Source organism: Priestia sp. Y58 (assembly GCF_029522095.1).
Lineage (GTDB): Bacteria > Bacillota > Bacilli > Bacillales > Bacillaceae_H > Priestia > Priestia megaterium_E.
The window spans coordinates 1-14,011 of sequence record NZ_JAKWFL010000013.1 but is presented as its reverse complement, the minus strand read 5'-3'; the positions used below and the strand labels follow the sequence as shown (position 1 = coordinate 14,011).

The following is a 14,011-nucleotide window of genomic DNA, read 5'->3' as shown; positions in this document are numbered from 1 at the left end:
AAAATAAAATATTCATTTACCGTTTACGGCTGATTTCCTCCGTAAACTTTTCCTGTAGAAGAAGTAATAATACCGCCGTTTACGTTTAAAGTATAAGCTAATCCTCCAGAACCTGTCCAAGTGGAAAGATTAAAAGTGCTGCCATTAAATAGTTTATAGATAGAAATATTATTAAACGTCAGCGGCTGACCGCTTACACAAGTGGTAGGAGCCATATTCGTTTTAGCTAGATAAACAGCTGCATTGGTAGAACCTGGCTGCGTTACTACTTTAGCTGAACCATCTTTTTCTACCAGAAGCGCTGACTGTTCATTAACAGCAATCCCTTTTGCGGTTGTCCCAGTTTCTTCTCCGTCTTGGATATTACGTGCTAGAAATGTTAGAAAGCGTCCCATTCTATCTCGTTGTTCAAAATGGGTGTCTGTTTGGATGTTGTTGTTATGAGGTGTTTGAATCAAATAATCTGTAAAGGAAATAAGAGAACTATAAGGATTGTTTAGCGCTGTTTTAGAATCTAAAGTTGTAGAGCCTGCTGAGATAGAGTCGTAAATATGATCCCCTTGAATCATGGTGCCAGCACTTGTTCCCCCAAAAGGAATGCCTTGATTGATACGATTATTTAATGCTGTCAGAGCCGCAGAACCTTCTAAGAAATCTACGTAATCAGCCTGATTGCCTCCAGCAAAAAAGATGCCTTCTGCTTTGTTAATTTTATCAATTAAAGAAGAGTCTGAGCCTGCTCTTATTAAATCATCGACGACAATTGTGCTAACAGAGTTAAGAGGCTTACCTATGCTTTTTGCTAGGTCGTAGATATAAGAGTTATAGGCATCAGTACCCGTCGCTCTTATAACTAAGAAATCTCCGCCGTTTGCCTTTTGAATCATCCATTTGAACGCTTCATCTACATCGGTGCTTCCTCCCATATAGACTTGTCCGAAGCTTGTACTGGTCGCTTTGTCTGCAGTACTTCCCATCTGATAAAGCGTATAAGGTGCAGAAGCAGCAGAAGCTGAAATGGGCAGTAAAAGAGACGTCGCGAGAACAGCACAAGTGATGACTTGCTTTTTAATACTTTTCTTACGTTTAGCTTTTTTCATAAAGTTCTCCTCCTTTAATTAAGTGTTCATAGATGAACATGCAAGTCTTATACCAACTTATTAAACAGCAGAACAACTGTGAAAGAAGAGGTCTTTTGAAAAAAATACGCATGACATAGGTTCTTTATGGGTTCTTATTAAATTGCTTTATACCCAAAATGACAAGAGAAACTCTAACTTGAATGCCTAATAGTGAAAGGGAAATAGTAAAGGATATATTTTAAAAGTCCATACTTCATTGAAAAATATCATTTAAAAACTTAAAATTATAATAGAAAGGAAAAACAAGGATAAAAAAGGGCTTCCCCAAATTAGCACTTTATTTGTTTAAAAGACCTTCATTCTATCAATATCTTCGTCTCTTAAACGTTTTCTACTAACATTTCTACGCAGAAAAATTATACACGAGAGGATCTGTCAAAATGAACAAACAGGAAAGTAGTTATAGATGGGTTGTTTTTGGAACCGCTTTATTAGCATATTATTTGATTGTCAGTCAACGAACAGCCCCCGGACTTATTACAGAACAGTTAATGAAAGATTTTCACGTTTCAGCGTCTGTTATAGGATTAATGACGAGCATACAATTTTTAGCGTACGCAGGCCTTCAGATTCCTGTTGGCTTACTTTCTGACCGGTACGGTCCAAATCGATTTCTTATTATAGGATCGATTTTAACCGGAATAGGAAGTCTTATCTACAGTACGGCTCCCAACGAATATGTCTTAATTTTCTCTCGTTTGCTAGTCGGTACCGGAGACTCCATGATTTTTGTCAATTTAGTGTTAATTTTAAGTCAGTGGTTCAAGGGAAATGAGTTTGTAAAGCTGTTAGGTTTAATTGGGCTGGTAGGAAGTGTAGGTTCATTATCAGCTACTGTACCTTTATCTATGTGGATTTCACTTTCAGGATGGAGAGTTCCTTTTCTTAGCATAGGTCTGGTTTTAATGGCGGTATCTTATTTGCTTTATGTCGTTTTAGTCGTAAAGCCTAAACGATTATTTGTAGATGATGCTAAAGCAAATAAAGCCTCTGTTAAGACCCAAGAAAGCGTATGGGCGATCCTAAAAAGGGTAATGACGACTCGTCAAGCATGGGCAACATTTCTTTGTCATTTTGGTGTAGTGGGTACATACATTGGTTTTATTGGTTCTTGGGGAGTTCCTTATGGCATGAATGTGTTTCATTTATCTCGCGCTGATGCAAGTCAGCTTATTATGTATGGTTTGTTTGGCGCTATGATTGGCGGACCTTTAATCAGCTGGATATCAAGCAGGCTAAACTCTATTAAAAAAATCTATTCACTCGTCCATCTTATTGTGGTGCTTAGCTGGACAGGATTATTATTAACCGGAGTGAAACCTTCATTCATGCTAGTCGTTATTTTACTTTTTATCATCGGATTTGGAAACGGCGCAAGCGCTTTGACATTTGCCGTAGTACGTCAATCTTTCTCAGTGAAAGAAGTAGGAGTTGTATCAGGTTTTGCTAATATGGGAGGTTTTCTAAGCGCCGTATTATTACCTAGTATTTTTGGAAACGTCCTTGATTTATTCCCCGAGCGCTCGCTGCAGATTGGATATCATTATGCTTTTATGATTCCCATTTTGTTTTCAATGATGGGGTTGTTAGGTGTCTTACTAATTAAAGAAAAAGGAAAAAAGGAGCAGAGCGTACTGAATGCTTCTTAATTTACAATGACTGTCTCATTTACAGTGCAGAAAAATTCGTATCTTTATTATAAGGTTCATTTTTATACTTTCAAGCAGCCAGAAGATAATCGCTTTTATAAGTGGTTATCTTTTTTAGTCTATACCATTTTTTAGAGTCGTATAGAGCTAATACTTCTAAAAACAATAGCATAACTGAGTATTCTACTCCAAATAGATTTTACTCATATCAGTAATACAAAATTTTTTATAAGACAGCACACTATTAGAATTTACTACTTAAATAAAGAGCCACATCGCGAATTGCTTTATCAGTTTCACTTTCTATTAACTCTCTGTCCTTTGTATAGGAATAAAGAGTATCACCGTGAAGAAGGTGGTCTGATAAATTTAATAAGCCGACAGCACGTTTGTTGAATTTATAAGCAATAGCTAAAGTGGTGGCTGTCTCCATATCCACGCCAAGAAAATCTGCAAGCGACCATTCTTTTACCAGGTCATGCGTCTCGATAAGCATGGCGCCCATACTGACCACATGTCCTTTTATATATTTGTAGCCTTTTTGTTCACAATATCTACAGGCGGCTTCCACTAGCTCTTTGTCAGCTTCTACAAGCGTTTGTTCTGGTAAATACCAGTGCGATACGCCGTCTTGCATTTGTGCTGCAGATACGATTAAGATATCTCCATATTGTATAGTAGAAGATAAGCCTCCAAAATATCCCGTTTGAATGAATAAGTCGGTTCCGCTGCCAGCAAACTGATGGACAATGTTTGACGCCATCGGACTGCCGTATACATTCGCAAACCCTATATTTCTGTTTTTGAACTTACCTATCACGGTGTTCCATTTAGGCATATGAACATCAGTAGATAAAATCTCTTTCCATAAGCTTAGATTATCTTGGAATCCCCACTCACCATGAATAATGAATGCATTAGGCAGCTCTTTTTCTGATAGCTTTAATACGTTTAGCCAATCTTCTTTTTCAAAATCCCCATACAGTTTCATATCGTTCTCCTTATTCTTTTCATTTAGACTAGTTGGAGAAGAATTCTTCATTACTAGCTTTTATTCCTTTAATTTTTAGAACTAACAAACATAAAAGAAATGACAGTGCTGATTTAAAAATGATGTTATGCGCGCTTTTTTTTACTCATTTCTCCACAAATATTTAGGATTAAAAAGGAATTCAGTAATAATAAAAGAACTCAGTAATAATAAAAGAACTTTCTTACTAACGGTTATTTAAATTAGATAAAGCTGTGAGAAAAGCTCCGTTTAGTTAATGAATGGATAAAAGGAGGGAAGGTACAGGTGTCAAATTATTTTCCCGTAATTAAAACAAAAAGGCTTATCCTAAGGGAAATCATAACAGAAGACGCAGGCAATATTTTAAAATACCTATCCGATAAAGAAGTAATGAAACACTACGGTCTAGAGCCTTTTACAACGGTTGAGGATGCTTCAAAAGAGATTGCGTGGTATAAATCAATCTTAAGCGGAAAATCTGGAATAAGATGGGGTATTACTCTTAAAGAACAAGACGACATTATTGGCAGCTGCGGGTTTCTTAATAGAGTTCATGGCCATTACCGTGCAGAAATTGGATATGAGCTAAGCAAAGACTACTGGGGGAACGGAATTGCTAGTGAGGCATTGGGCGCTGTCATAAAATATGGTTTTACACATTTGAACTTGCGAAGAATTGAAGCTTTAATAGAGCCTGCTAATGTTTCTTCACAAAATCTAATAAAAAACCACGGTTTTGTAAAAGAGGGATTATTAAGAAGTTATGAATTTACGTGTGGAAAATTTGATGATTTGTATATGTATTCTTTATTAAAGCAAGATTTTGACAGGCTTCAACCACATGAAGGGAATATCTAGACATCGTTATTAAGAATATGTATAGCATAATGACAGATAAGGGGAAAATGTATGGCCTATTTTAATGTTGATATTGTTCACTATCATCCTCAATTTGCTGAGCAAACGGTGAAAATGTGGCGGGATAGTAAAGAAAAAGCGATTGGACAAAAGGAAATGCACAGTTTTGACCGTCATGTTTATTTCTTAAATCATATATTATCAGCACACTATAAAATTGAATTAGCGCTAATGGATGAACAAATAGTAGGAATGATTGCTTATCATGCTGACGAAATTAGCCAACTGTACGTTCATGTAGATTATCAAGGAGGAGGAATCGGACAGCTTTTACTCGAAAGAGCCAAGACAGAATCAAATGGAAAATTAATATTACGTACTTTTGAACGAAATAAAAGTGCACAGCGGTTTTATGAGAAACACGGCTTCAGTATTATAAAGAGAGGATGTGAAAATGAAGAGAAATTACCCGATATTACATATGAATGGACAAATAAATGAAAAATACGTAATTCTGATGAAGGAGAGTTTATTGTGAATAAGTTGGCACATGAAACATAACAACGCTGCCTGTATGTTCGTGGCCCGCCTTTTACTAGTTTAGGATAAATGATTAATGCTGACTGACTATTAAAAGGAGGATTTTAACATGATAACGGACAAACATTTTTTAAACGCTGTAAACAATACAAATGTTGATTTTACTGGCTGGGATTTTTCTATTATTACTCGTACTGGACGTATGGATAGCGACAAGCTTTCGTGGTCATATGGAAGTGAAGCTTTTCGCCTTATTCAAAACTCTAATGCTGCTTTAGATATGGGAACAGGAGGAGGAGAGTTTTTATCTTTGTTACAACCTTTTCCTCGCGTTATGTATGCTACCGAAGGATACAAACCTAACGTTCCAATCGCTAAAAAACGGTTAGAGCCACTTGGTGTCACCGTTGTTGAACGAACTGAAAACGCGAATCTACCGTTTAAAGATGGTACATTTGATTTGATTTTGAACCAGCACGAATCTTTTTGTGCTTCAGAAGTAAGAAGGATTTTGTCAAAGGAAGGCACGTTTTTCACTCAGCAAGTGGGAGGGTTGGACTGTTCACGAATCAATGAATGTATAGGAGTTCCAATAAATAGAGAGTTTTCTAACTGGAATTTAAAGAAAGCAATAGAAGAGCTTAAACAAAGTGCTTTTAACATCGTCTTTTACAAAGAAGAGTTTCCTGTGCAGAGATTTTATGATATCGGGGCGCTAGTTTTTTATCTAAAAGCAATTCCTTGGCAAGTTCATAATTTTGATATAGAAACACATATCGGCGGATTGTACAACATACATCAAATTATACAGTCTCAAGGTTTTTTTGACGTAAAACAGCATCGTTTTATTATTAAAGCTGAGGCAGAGCAATCACAAACAGGAGGCAGATCTCTAACTGGAGATCCGCTTTTTGTGCATCAATGATGATTGTACATAAAAATCATGATATAGACAGAATTAGTTATGTAATGGAACGTTTATGATCTTTAATATGATTTTTTGATGTATGAGATGTTGGTAATATGCAATTTACTGCTTTTTGAGTAATAGGCATAAAGAAATTAAGCAGCACACCGCCTAAACACACGGTCAATAACGTTCCAACACCAATCGGCCCGTTTAAAAGCATTGCAGCTAGTAAGAATGTGAGGTAAATAAATGTTCTTGAAAGAAATAAATTTGTTTTAGTTAGTTTTTGTATGATTAAAGTTAAGCGGTCAATTGGAATGGGTGCAAAATTTGTATGTAAATAGGCTGAGGTGCCTACACCTATAATGATTAAGCCAATTCCAAAACAACATAATTTGCTGTACCAACTTTCGAACGTAACCCAGTTCTGTAATAAAAAAAGCCATATATCGATACCAAGGCCGGTTACAACTGCTGTTAACAGTCCCAGTACTTCCGGCTTTTGTTTGCTTAAAAGAGAATTACCACAAATTAAAATACAGGCAAGCATAATCTCCCAGCTTCCAACGCTAAGACCTACGTTTAGTGACAGTCCAACTAAAAGTGCATCAAAAGGTGAAGCTCCTAGGTTGGATTGGATCGTTAAAGCAATTCCTAGAGTTAATAGTAAAATTCCTCCTACATAAACAACATATTTCATCGTAATCAGCTCCTTTATTCATTATTTTTTGTTGCAAATGCAACTATTTTGAGGTACATTAAACTTATAATATTTTTATTGTATTTGCAACAAAAATATGTGCAAAGGAGACATTTATGAGTGAAATTCTGCGTGAAATTGGAATGATAGCAAGAGCATTGGATTCGATTAGTAATATAGAATTTAAAGAGTATGACCTGACTAAGGGGCAGTATTTGTATTTAGTGCGAATATGTGAAAATCCGGGAATCATTCAAGAAAAGTTAGCTGAGATGATAAAAGTAGATCGAACAACAGCGGCTCGGGCTATAAAAAAGCTTGAAATGAATGGTTTTATTGAGAAGAAAGACGATCTCTACAATAAAAAAAATAAAAACCTTTTTCCAACTGAGAAAGGGAAGAACGTATACCCGTTTATAAAAAGAGAAAATGATTATTCGGATAAAGTGGCATTAGAAGGTTTTACCCAGGAAGAAGCAGATACCATTCTTAAGCTGGTTCAAAGAGTAAGAAAAAATATAGAAACAGATTGGGAGTTTGTCAAAAAAGGAAACAAGAGAAATTATTGAGGATATAAAGGAGAGGCGCATGTCAGTGATGATGGATATAAAAAAGTGTACTCTTGAAGATATAAATCACCTTCAAAATATTAGCTACAAAACATTTAATGAAACGTTTAAAGATCAAAATTCACCTGAAAACATGAAAGCTTATTTAGAAAAAGCATTTACAGTCGAACAGTTAGAAAAAGAACTATCAAATACGTCCTCGCAATTCTTTTTTATGTATGTTAATCATGAAATTGCAGGTTATTTAAAGGTTAATACGGATGATGCTCAGTCTGAAGAGATGGGGAAAGAATCGCTTGAAATTGAAAGAATTTATATAGGTAACAGCTTTCAAAAACAAGGGCTTGGTAAACATTTATTTAATAAAGCAGTAGAGATAGCAACGACATTTAATAAAAAGAAAATTTGGTTAGGCGTATGGGAAAAGAACAAAAATGCGATTGATTTTTATAGGAAACAAGGGTTTGTTCAAACTGGATCTCACTCTTTTTATATGGGAGACGAAGAACAAATAGACTTCATTATGGTTAAAACACTTTTATAGTTTTAAACAATAAGGACTATTCACTAATTTAACTGGTAGAGGATAATCCTTATTGCATACAGAGATTTTATGCTTTTAGGGTAAGCAGTAAGCAAACTAATATGGCTGCTGTGCCAGCATATAGGAGAATGAAATTAATGTCACATGCTTACCAAAAAGTTGGCTTTTTTCATTTTGGACATTACATTTTTACTTTAATTCTATTTGAAATAACATAGATTAATTAGATATATATCGAATTATAAAGCTTAAAAAATGAACGTTTTTACGTCCATTTTAAAAGATAACGGGCCACATCTCTTTCGGATTTAACTCATATTCTCCATTTTGCCTATACATAAAATGCTGCATAATTAACTCTCTGCGAATCGTTGCATAATCTTCATGATATTTTTTAATATGTTCATTTAATTCTTTTTCTTGATACGTTTTTCCGTGCTGTAAATCACGTATTAAATACGCTAATATCACGTTTTTTTTCTTTCTTTGACTTGGAATGATTTTTAAAGTACCGTCACTATTTATAAAGTTTTTAACAATAGATAATTTGTCTTTATCCTGTAAATGGTTGTCTTGATTTTCCATCGAATCCTCTCCAATACTTAAAATAGCCTTCGAGTTATATTCAAGTCTTTCAAGGTCTAGATAAAAATAAATAATGTTCCCTTGTCTTCTTTGATAAACAATTCCTACATCTCTTAGCTTTGAAATATGATGAGTAATAGTTGAAGGCTGTAACCCCAGTTTGTAAGCAATTGCTTGCCCGTGAAGAGGTCCTTTTTTTAATAGTGAAATAATTCTAATTCTCGTAGGATCACCAACGGCTTTATGGTAATTCACCAACTTATCTAATTGCATAGCTGAATACCTTCTCTCTTTAATTCGATATACATCTAATTCGATATTAATCGAATTAGATGTATATGTCAAAAAAGTGAAAATATTTAAAGTGATCATTTGTCACACTGCATATAAAAAATCGGCTCCGTCTAATCTTCAAAGTATAAAAAAGAGCCTGCTTTTCCATATAATTTAACCATTATTTTTACCTGTTCTTTTTATCAGTAAGAAAAAGTTACCATGTTTTCATCAAATAATACCGGGGAACATATTCAAAGAGATAAATGAATTATTAAAGATACATGTATGTAAATAATAAATGAAAAAGGAATGAGTAAATCATGACAGGAAATTCAAAAATTTTAATGGTTGTTACAAATGGACATACAATGGAAAACGGAGAGCTTGCTGGTATTTGGCTTACTGAATTTTCTGAAGCATATTTAGAATTTAAAAAAGAAGGATACGAAGTAGTCGTAGCAAGTCCAAAAGGCGGAAAATCGCCTGTGGATCCTAACAGCTTAACAGATGATGTAACGGACGAAGACAAAGAAGCAGGAAAACTTTTAGAGAATACAAAATCATTAGCTGATATAAGTTCACAAGAATTTGCAGGTATGTTTGTACCTGGAGGGCACGGAACAATGTTTGACTTTCCAGACGATACGCACTTACATCGTTTGCTAACAGAATTTGCTGAAGACGACAAGCTAATTGCAGCGGTATGCCACGGACCGGCAGCTCTTGTAGGCGGAAAGCTTAAAAACGGTGAGCCGATTGTAAAAGGAAAACGTATTACAGCGTTTACTGATTCAGAAGAGAAAGATACAACGTTAGATAAATACATGCCCTTTCTTCTTGAAACAAAGCTACGTGAGCTAGGCGCTGAATTTATTGCAAAAGATAATTGGAGCGATCATATTGAAGTAGATGGAAAGCTTTTAACAGGACAAAATCCACAGTCTACAATCAGCCTAGCAAAAGAATTTGTGCGTGCTTTAAACGCGTAAAAGTATGTATAACCTTAATGGGGATGTCTCGTGAGTGTTTGAGACATCCCCATTTCTTTAGGATGAAATAAAATGAGAATTAAGGAAAACAAAAAGGGCGGCTATCTAAATAGCTGCCCTTTTATTTATTAGAAGATTTATTTCTGAAAATGTATGTAGTAATTCCTGTCACAATGATAACAGCCACAATACAAATGATCAGACGAACAATCTGTGTCACAAAAATATTATCTGCAATACTCATGTGTTTCGTTAGAATTAACGTTCCATAAGCAGCTAAAACAGATAAAAACATATTGACGATTCGTTGAGCCATGTTGTCGTTACTCCTTTCGTTCCACTACTTTACACTTTAACATATGTATTCACTGTAAAAAATATCGAATTACAAGTATGTCAGAAAATCAGCACTCTCGTAAAAGAATCTACTTGTAAGGAAGTAGCTGATATCATATAGTTATGACGACTAAACGCAGCTTAGAGAAGGAAATGAGCTTTCTTTAGTCGAATTTAACATGCTTATATTCTGTTTTTAGATAGGTGGGAAAAGCTTGTTTGATAAATTGAAAAAGCTATTTATGGATAAACAGGGTCAGGAAGCAGATGACAAATACATTTTAGTCCCTGAGAGTGAAATAAATGAGACTTTAAAAAGAGAGATAGTGAAGTTGGAAGAAGTGGGAGAGGCATACAGCGAAAGTCTTCAGCAAAAATATAGAAATAAATTTGAACATGATGGTAAGCAGAACTTAAAAATATGGGTGTGTCGAGATATTGACGGCGACCAACTGCCAAATCTAAGTTCGGAGCAGTGTCTAGAAAAAGAATATCGTTCCCAAGTTGCGATAAACTTTGAGGGGTTCACAGATGAAGAAGATGCATACATTTATTACATCCAGTTGTGGTATTACTTCGGTGGGTATTTTAAAGGGTCAGGCACTTTGTATGATTTGTCAAAAAATTATTTAGAAGCTGATATTGAAGAGAAAATAGAAGAAATACTGAAACAGCTATAACCTTTTAGCATAGAGATTATGTGTTAGTACACAGGGGGAAAGAAGATGAGGGGACGGCCAGCGCTGGAAATAGAAAGTGAAAAAGTTTATAAAACTAAAAAAATCCTAACGGAACATTTATAGCGCGAATTATTCAAGTGCCTAAGGAAGAAAATATGTTAGATTTTATGCTGAAATCAAACACTTAAGGAAAAAGGAACTTTCTTATAAAAATCTCTTAGTAACGACTGAAAACTGGTATGATTCTTTTCGTCTTGCTAGAGGAGATCTGAAATGGGTATCTTTGCATACAGTAGCGGTGTGGGACTGGTTGGGACATAAATTAGTTGAGGTAGCAGCCCCAACCGGTAAGGAAAATTATCGTATTTCAGATGACCACTGTTCAGCTTACCGAGAAAAGTAATAATGACGATATAGTAAGGAGAAAACGAATGAAAAAGCATTGCTGCGATTATATGAATTATCATGCGAACTTTACATGTGATATTCATAGTGATCCATTTGATTGTCCAGATAATCTTATCTTATTTGATAAAACAAATAAGGAATACGGTTTAATTATCCATGATGGTGGTTCATCCATTATTGGAATTTCATTTTGTCCATGGTGTGGTAAGAAGCTTTGCTTTAACTTAAGTATGAAGGGGGATCCTCTTCATTTCTGGAATGGGGGATGGGGCTTGATTTTTCGTTATCTAGCTATGTTATCAGGATTAGGAATAGCTCTATTAAACCTTTTTGATCCTATACATCAAGGGATTACGCGCTGGTTGATGGTTATCTGCGGTTTATTCATCTTTAGTAGCCATTTAAAATTCATCTTAGATAAGAAATCGAAAACAACGGATAATCAAAAGCAGACCTACTAATAAGAATTTCTTTTGATGTTCTAATGGTGATAAACAGTATTATGTAAATGAAAAACCTATGGAATATGTAGGAGAGAAAAAAAAAAGAAAATTATATGTTATAATAATCTTAAATACCCAAATAAAGGAATTTTTTGTTGTTATGAATCATAAATTTAATTCTCTATTTATAGTCTATCCTATCGTTTTCTTTGTAGTCCGTACTGTTTTTTCTTTTGTGAAAAATAGCGCTGCGGAATCTGTCTATGAGACGTTAGCTATACTTGCCATGTATTACTTTGCAGTTAGTGTTTTCTATTAGATTGACTTGTATATACAAAAGAAAAATAGTTAATAGATTAGAAAATGCTCAGAGTCATAGTAAAAACAAACGATATAAAGGAGTCTAACAGTGCGCATTAAGAATTATTTTTTGTTTATTTTTCCATTCGTTTTACTATTATTAGCAAGCTGTGATCCATCTTCCACGCCTAAAGAAAAATACTATTCAAGCACCAAAAGCACAAACCTTCAATTAGAAAACGTTAAATCAGTATCAATAGGAAGTGCTAAATATGACGTAGCAAGTTGTTTGAAGAAGAAACCAAAATTTATAGAGGTTACGGAGAAACCGCCGTATACTACCTACATTTACGGAGAAAGTACGGAAAAGTATGATGTTGAATTTAAAATTGTAGATAATAAAGTCAGTAGGTATGACTTGCTTAGCAGCAAGTATGGTACGGAAAAGGGCATACATACTGGTGACAGCAAAAAAGATGTCATTAAGGCATATGGAGAAAATTATTACGAAAGAGAAGATACCGGAGCAACAATAATAGGGTATTTTGATAAAACTCATAAACTCAATATTGAGTTTTCTTTAGATGATAAGGATAAAGTTGGCGGCGTTTTGGTTCAAAAAATAAATAATTAAGATGAGTAATAATCATTTATTTGCAAAATGAAATATATTGACTAGTAAATTTCAAATAATAGTAATAGAGGAGAATATACTGATGCTTGGGGCACCATTTACACTATTAAGGCCTATTTATTACCTGATCGCAGCTTTTTCAGTATGCAATTTTATGTATGTAATTTTCTTGAGAAATAAAGTCAAAGCAAGTAGTTATGTAATCGTCAATTCCTTCTTCTTTTTAATAATTGCAGCAGTCTTATTGTTTCAAGAAGGCATCATTGTAGATGAATTTAATCTTTCAGGTGATTCCGTAACCTTTGATTTAACGATACTGTTAGGCGTTTTATTTGTAGCTAGTTTCATTTTTCAAAAGAAGAAGACAAGGAGTAAGAATTAAAAAAAATAAATACAATCATTTACGCTGCACTAGCATCGTGCTTAATTATCGGTTTTACCATATGGCAATTATTTTTTAACCCGCGGCATTTACCTTCCGGTGACTATATCTCGCAGTGTACTTCCCCAAATGGAAAGTACATGGTGAAAGTATATCAGTCAAACGGAGGGGCGACGACGGACTTTGCTATAAGAGGAGAAGTTACATACAATAACGAAACCTTTAATAAAACTAAAAATATTTATTGGAATTATCCTCAGGAAAAAGCGTCGGTAAAGTGGATCAACCGTGATACGGTCAACATTAGTGGCCACATATTAAATGTCAAAAAAGACAAATTTGATTTTAGATCCGAGAATGAATAAAAATTGTAAATAACCAAAAAAACATAAAAGTCTTTTTGAAGAGCTTTTATGCTTTTTATTATTGATAATAAAGATTCTGTCAGAGCCAATAAATGTATTAGTTTAATAAACTCTAAAAAGGATCTTCCACTGAAGGTTATTTTTTACTTTTATTTAACATCCGGGATGTTAAATAAAAGGTACCATCATATATAAAAGTAGAACTAAGCCGACCATTAAGTTTTAATCCTTTAATTACTATTTTATCCATAATATGTTATAATGTTTTAAAAATGGTGGTGTAGCAATGAAGGAAGATAAAGAAACACCTGAAAGAATAAGAGAGAGGTTAAAACAAGAAGAGTTAAAAAGAAACCCCGCAGGGAATATGAACGATGCATTTAACAGAAATGAAGCTGGAAATCTATCTGGTTTAGCAGGCAGCTTAGGATGGAAGGGTCTAGGCGTACTTATTGCTGTAATCATTATAGGTTTTATCGTTGCGTCACTCTTTTTAAAATAACATCAGGTTTATAAATTAAAAATACTGGAGGCGTTATTTTGAAAAACTATGCAGTGTTTATGAACTGAACCCAAAAAGTTAGACACGTTATTTAGGCAGCTAATGAGGATTGAATTCTGTATTCTACAGGGGTCAATCCTTTTAATTTTTCTTTTATTCGCAGATGGTTGTAATAGAGGATATAGGC

At 34.4% G+C, this 14,011-nt stretch carries 19 protein-coding genes and 1 pseudogene; 14 read left to right on the top strand and 6 right to left on the bottom strand.

Features of this window, described 5'->3' with window-relative positions:
• Positions 1–23 precede the first annotated feature (23 nt).
• The gene (locus MMB68_RS25225; protein ID WP_221785992.1) at positions 24–1,100 is read right to left on the bottom strand and encodes a cyanophycinase; all 1,077 of its coding nucleotides are present in this window, start codon (positions 1,098–1,100) and stop codon (positions 24–26) included.
• 422 nt (positions 1,101–1,522) lie between these two features.
• On the opposite strand from MMB68_RS25225, the gene MMB68_RS25220 reads away from it, so the two are divergent.
• Complete coding sequence (locus tag MMB68_RS25220) at positions 1,523–2,791, top strand: MFS transporter (protein WP_221785991.1); 1,269 nt, start codon at positions 1,523–1,525, stop codon at positions 2,789–2,791.
• Positions 2,792–3,035: 244 nt separating this feature from the next.
• Here the strand turns inward: MMB68_RS25220 and MMB68_RS25215 are convergent, their stop codons facing one another.
• Entirely contained in the window at positions 3,036–3,782 is a 747-nt protein-coding gene (locus MMB68_RS25215) for a phosphorylase family protein (protein ID WP_221812675.1), read from the bottom strand.
• A 306-nt stretch (positions 3,783–4,088) separates the two neighbouring features.
• On the opposite strand from MMB68_RS25215, the gene MMB68_RS25210 reads away from it, so the two are divergent.
• The 3 genes from MMB68_RS25210 (at position 4,089) to MMB68_RS25200 (ending at position 6,126) form a co-directional block, all read left to right on the top strand.
• On the top strand, positions 4,089–4,661 hold the full coding sequence (locus MMB68_RS25210; protein ID WP_269871023.1) for a GNAT family N-acetyltransferase: 573 nt from the start codon (positions 4,089–4,091) through the stop codon (positions 4,659–4,661).
• 51 nt (positions 4,662–4,712) lie between these two features.
• A complete protein-coding gene (locus tag MMB68_RS25205; protein WP_221785988.1) occupies positions 4,713–5,162 on the top strand; it encodes a GNAT family N-acetyltransferase in 450 nt (149 codons plus the stop codon).
• 148 nt (positions 5,163–5,310) lie between these two features.
• Positions 5,311–6,126, top strand: coding sequence for a class I SAM-dependent methyltransferase (locus tag MMB68_RS25200; RefSeq protein ID WP_269871022.1), 816 nt, complete (start codon positions 5,311–5,313; stop codon positions 6,124–6,126).
• Positions 6,127–6,163: 37 nt separating this feature from the next.
• On the opposite strand, the gene MMB68_RS25195 is transcribed toward MMB68_RS25200, so the two are convergent.
• Entirely contained in the window at positions 6,164–6,811 is a 648-nt protein-coding gene (locus MMB68_RS25195; RefSeq protein ID WP_269871021.1) for a YczE/YyaS/YitT family protein, read from the bottom strand.
• A 116-nt stretch (positions 6,812–6,927) separates the two neighbouring features.
• Here MMB68_RS25195 and MMB68_RS25190 point away from each other — a divergent pair, with 116 nt between their 5' ends.
• Positions 6,928–7,380, top strand: coding sequence for a MarR family winged helix-turn-helix transcriptional regulator (locus MMB68_RS25190; RefSeq protein WP_269871020.1), 453 nt, complete (start codon positions 6,928–6,930; stop codon positions 7,378–7,380).
• Between the two features lie 19 nt (positions 7,381–7,399).
• Positions 7,400–7,924 carry a spermidine/spermine N(1)-acetyltransferase gene (gene paiA / locus MMB68_RS25185; RefSeq protein ID WP_481861950.1) on the top strand — a complete coding sequence of 175 codons (525 nt, stop codon included), beginning with the start codon at positions 7,400–7,402 and terminating at the stop codon, positions 7,922–7,924.
• A gap of 276 nt (positions 7,925–8,200) precedes the next feature.
• Here paiA and MMB68_RS25180 read toward each other — a convergent pair whose 3' ends face one another.
• Positions 8,201–8,782: a DUF2087 domain-containing protein gene (locus MMB68_RS25180; RefSeq protein ID WP_277549529.1), complete on the bottom strand. Its 582-nt coding sequence runs from the start codon at positions 8,780–8,782 to the stop codon at positions 8,201–8,203.
• Between the two features lie 323 nt (positions 8,783–9,105).
• Between MMB68_RS25180 and MMB68_RS25175 the strand changes: the two genes are divergently transcribed.
• The gene (locus tag MMB68_RS25175) at positions 9,106–9,774 is read left to right on the top strand and encodes a type 1 glutamine amidotransferase domain-containing protein (protein WP_140450581.1); all 669 of its coding nucleotides are present in this window, start codon (positions 9,106–9,108) and stop codon (positions 9,772–9,774) included.
• Positions 9,775–9,895: 121 nt separating this feature from the next.
• On the opposite strand, the gene MMB68_RS25170 is transcribed toward MMB68_RS25175, so the two are convergent.
• Positions 9,896–10,090 carry a hypothetical protein gene (locus MMB68_RS25170; RefSeq protein WP_013056341.1) on the bottom strand — a complete coding sequence of 65 codons (195 nt, stop codon included), beginning with the start codon at positions 10,088–10,090 and terminating at the stop codon, positions 9,896–9,898.
• 235 nt (positions 10,091–10,325) lie between these two features.
• Here MMB68_RS25170 and MMB68_RS25165 point away from each other — a divergent pair, with 235 nt between their 5' ends.
• The 7 genes and pseudogenes from MMB68_RS25165 (at position 10,326) to MMB68_RS25135 (ending at position 13,824) form a co-directional block, all read left to right on the top strand.
• Positions 10,326–10,790, top strand: coding sequence for a hypothetical protein (locus MMB68_RS25165; protein WP_264409063.1), 465 nt, complete (start codon positions 10,326–10,328; stop codon positions 10,788–10,790).
• A gap of 45 nt (positions 10,791–10,835) precedes the next feature.
• Positions 10,836–11,193, top strand: a pseudogene (locus MMB68_RS25160) (hypothetical protein).
• A gap of 28 nt (positions 11,194–11,221) precedes the next feature.
• Positions 11,222–11,659: a DUF6980 family protein gene (locus MMB68_RS25155; RefSeq protein WP_277549527.1), complete on the top strand. Its 438-nt coding sequence runs from the start codon at positions 11,222–11,224 to the stop codon at positions 11,657–11,659.
• Positions 11,660–12,050: 391 nt separating this feature from the next.
• The gene (locus MMB68_RS25150; RefSeq protein WP_277549526.1) at positions 12,051–12,575 is read left to right on the top strand and encodes a hypothetical protein; all 525 of its coding nucleotides are present in this window, start codon (positions 12,051–12,053) and stop codon (positions 12,573–12,575) included.
• A gap of 82 nt (positions 12,576–12,657) precedes the next feature.
• On the top strand, positions 12,658–12,957 hold the full coding sequence (locus MMB68_RS25145; protein ID WP_264409064.1) for a hypothetical protein: 300 nt from the start codon (positions 12,658–12,660) through the stop codon (positions 12,955–12,957).
• Between the two features lie 5 nt (positions 12,958–12,962).
• Positions 12,963–13,322, top strand: coding sequence for a DUF5412 family protein (locus tag MMB68_RS25140; RefSeq protein WP_346780487.1), 360 nt, complete (start codon positions 12,963–12,965; stop codon positions 13,320–13,322).
• 286 nt (positions 13,323–13,608) lie between these two features.
• Entirely contained in the window at positions 13,609–13,824 is a 216-nt protein-coding gene (locus MMB68_RS25135) for a DUF6366 family protein (RefSeq protein ID WP_277447997.1), read from the top strand.
• A gap of 91 nt (positions 13,825–13,915) precedes the next feature.
• On the opposite strand, the gene MMB68_RS25130 is transcribed toward MMB68_RS25135, so the two are convergent.
• Positions 13,916–14,011: IS3 family transposase (locus MMB68_RS25130; RefSeq protein WP_251400393.1), on the bottom strand; the 96-nt coding region annotated here is incomplete at its 5' end.

What these genes read in the sequence shown, in the direction of transcription:
- MMB68_RS25225 (WP_221785992.1), bottom strand. Translation starts at nt 1,100, where the DNA reads ATGAAAAAAGCTAAACGTAAGAAAAGTATTAAAAAGCAAGTCATCACT.
- MMB68_RS25220 (WP_221785991.1), top strand. Translation starts at nt 1,523, where the DNA reads ATGAACAAACAGGAAAGTAGTTATAGATGGGTTGTTTTTGGAACCGCT.
- MMB68_RS25215 (WP_221812675.1), bottom strand. Translation starts at nt 3,782, where the DNA reads ATGAAACTGTATGGGGATTTTGAAAAAGAAGATTGGCTAAACGTATTA.
- MMB68_RS25205 (WP_221785988.1), top strand. Translation starts at nt 4,713, where the DNA reads ATGGCCTATTTTAATGTTGATATTGTTCACTATCATCCTCAATTTGCT.
- MMB68_RS25200 (WP_269871022.1), top strand. Translation starts at nt 5,311, where the DNA reads ATGATAACGGACAAACATTTTTTAAACGCTGTAAACAATACAAATGTT.
- MMB68_RS25195 (WP_269871021.1), bottom strand. Translation starts at nt 6,811, where the DNA reads ATGAAATATGTTGTTTATGTAGGAGGAATTTTACTATTAACTCTAGGA.
- MMB68_RS25190 (WP_269871020.1), top strand. Translation starts at nt 6,928, where the DNA reads ATGAGTGAAATTCTGCGTGAAATTGGAATGATAGCAAGAGCATTGGAT.
- paiA (WP_481861950.1), top strand. Translation starts at nt 7,400, where the DNA reads ATGTCAGTGATGATGGATATAAAAAAGTGTACTCTTGAAGATATAAAT.
- MMB68_RS25180 (WP_277549529.1), bottom strand. Translation starts at nt 8,782, where the DNA reads ATGCAATTAGATAAGTTGGTGAATTACCATAAAGCCGTTGGTGATCCT.
- MMB68_RS25175 (WP_140450581.1), top strand. Translation starts at nt 9,106, where the DNA reads ATGACAGGAAATTCAAAAATTTTAATGGTTGTTACAAATGGACATACA.
- MMB68_RS25170 (WP_013056341.1), bottom strand. Translation starts at nt 10,090, where the DNA reads ATGGCTCAACGAATCGTCAATATGTTTTTATCTGTTTTAGCTGCTTAT.
- MMB68_RS25155 (WP_277549527.1), top strand. Translation starts at nt 11,222, where the DNA reads ATGAAAAAGCATTGCTGCGATTATATGAATTATCATGCGAACTTTACA.
- MMB68_RS25145 (WP_264409064.1), top strand. Translation starts at nt 12,658, where the DNA reads ATGCTTGGGGCACCATTTACACTATTAAGGCCTATTTATTACCTGATC.
- MMB68_RS25135 (WP_277447997.1), top strand. Translation starts at nt 13,609, where the DNA reads ATGAAGGAAGATAAAGAAACACCTGAAAGAATAAGAGAGAGGTTAAAA.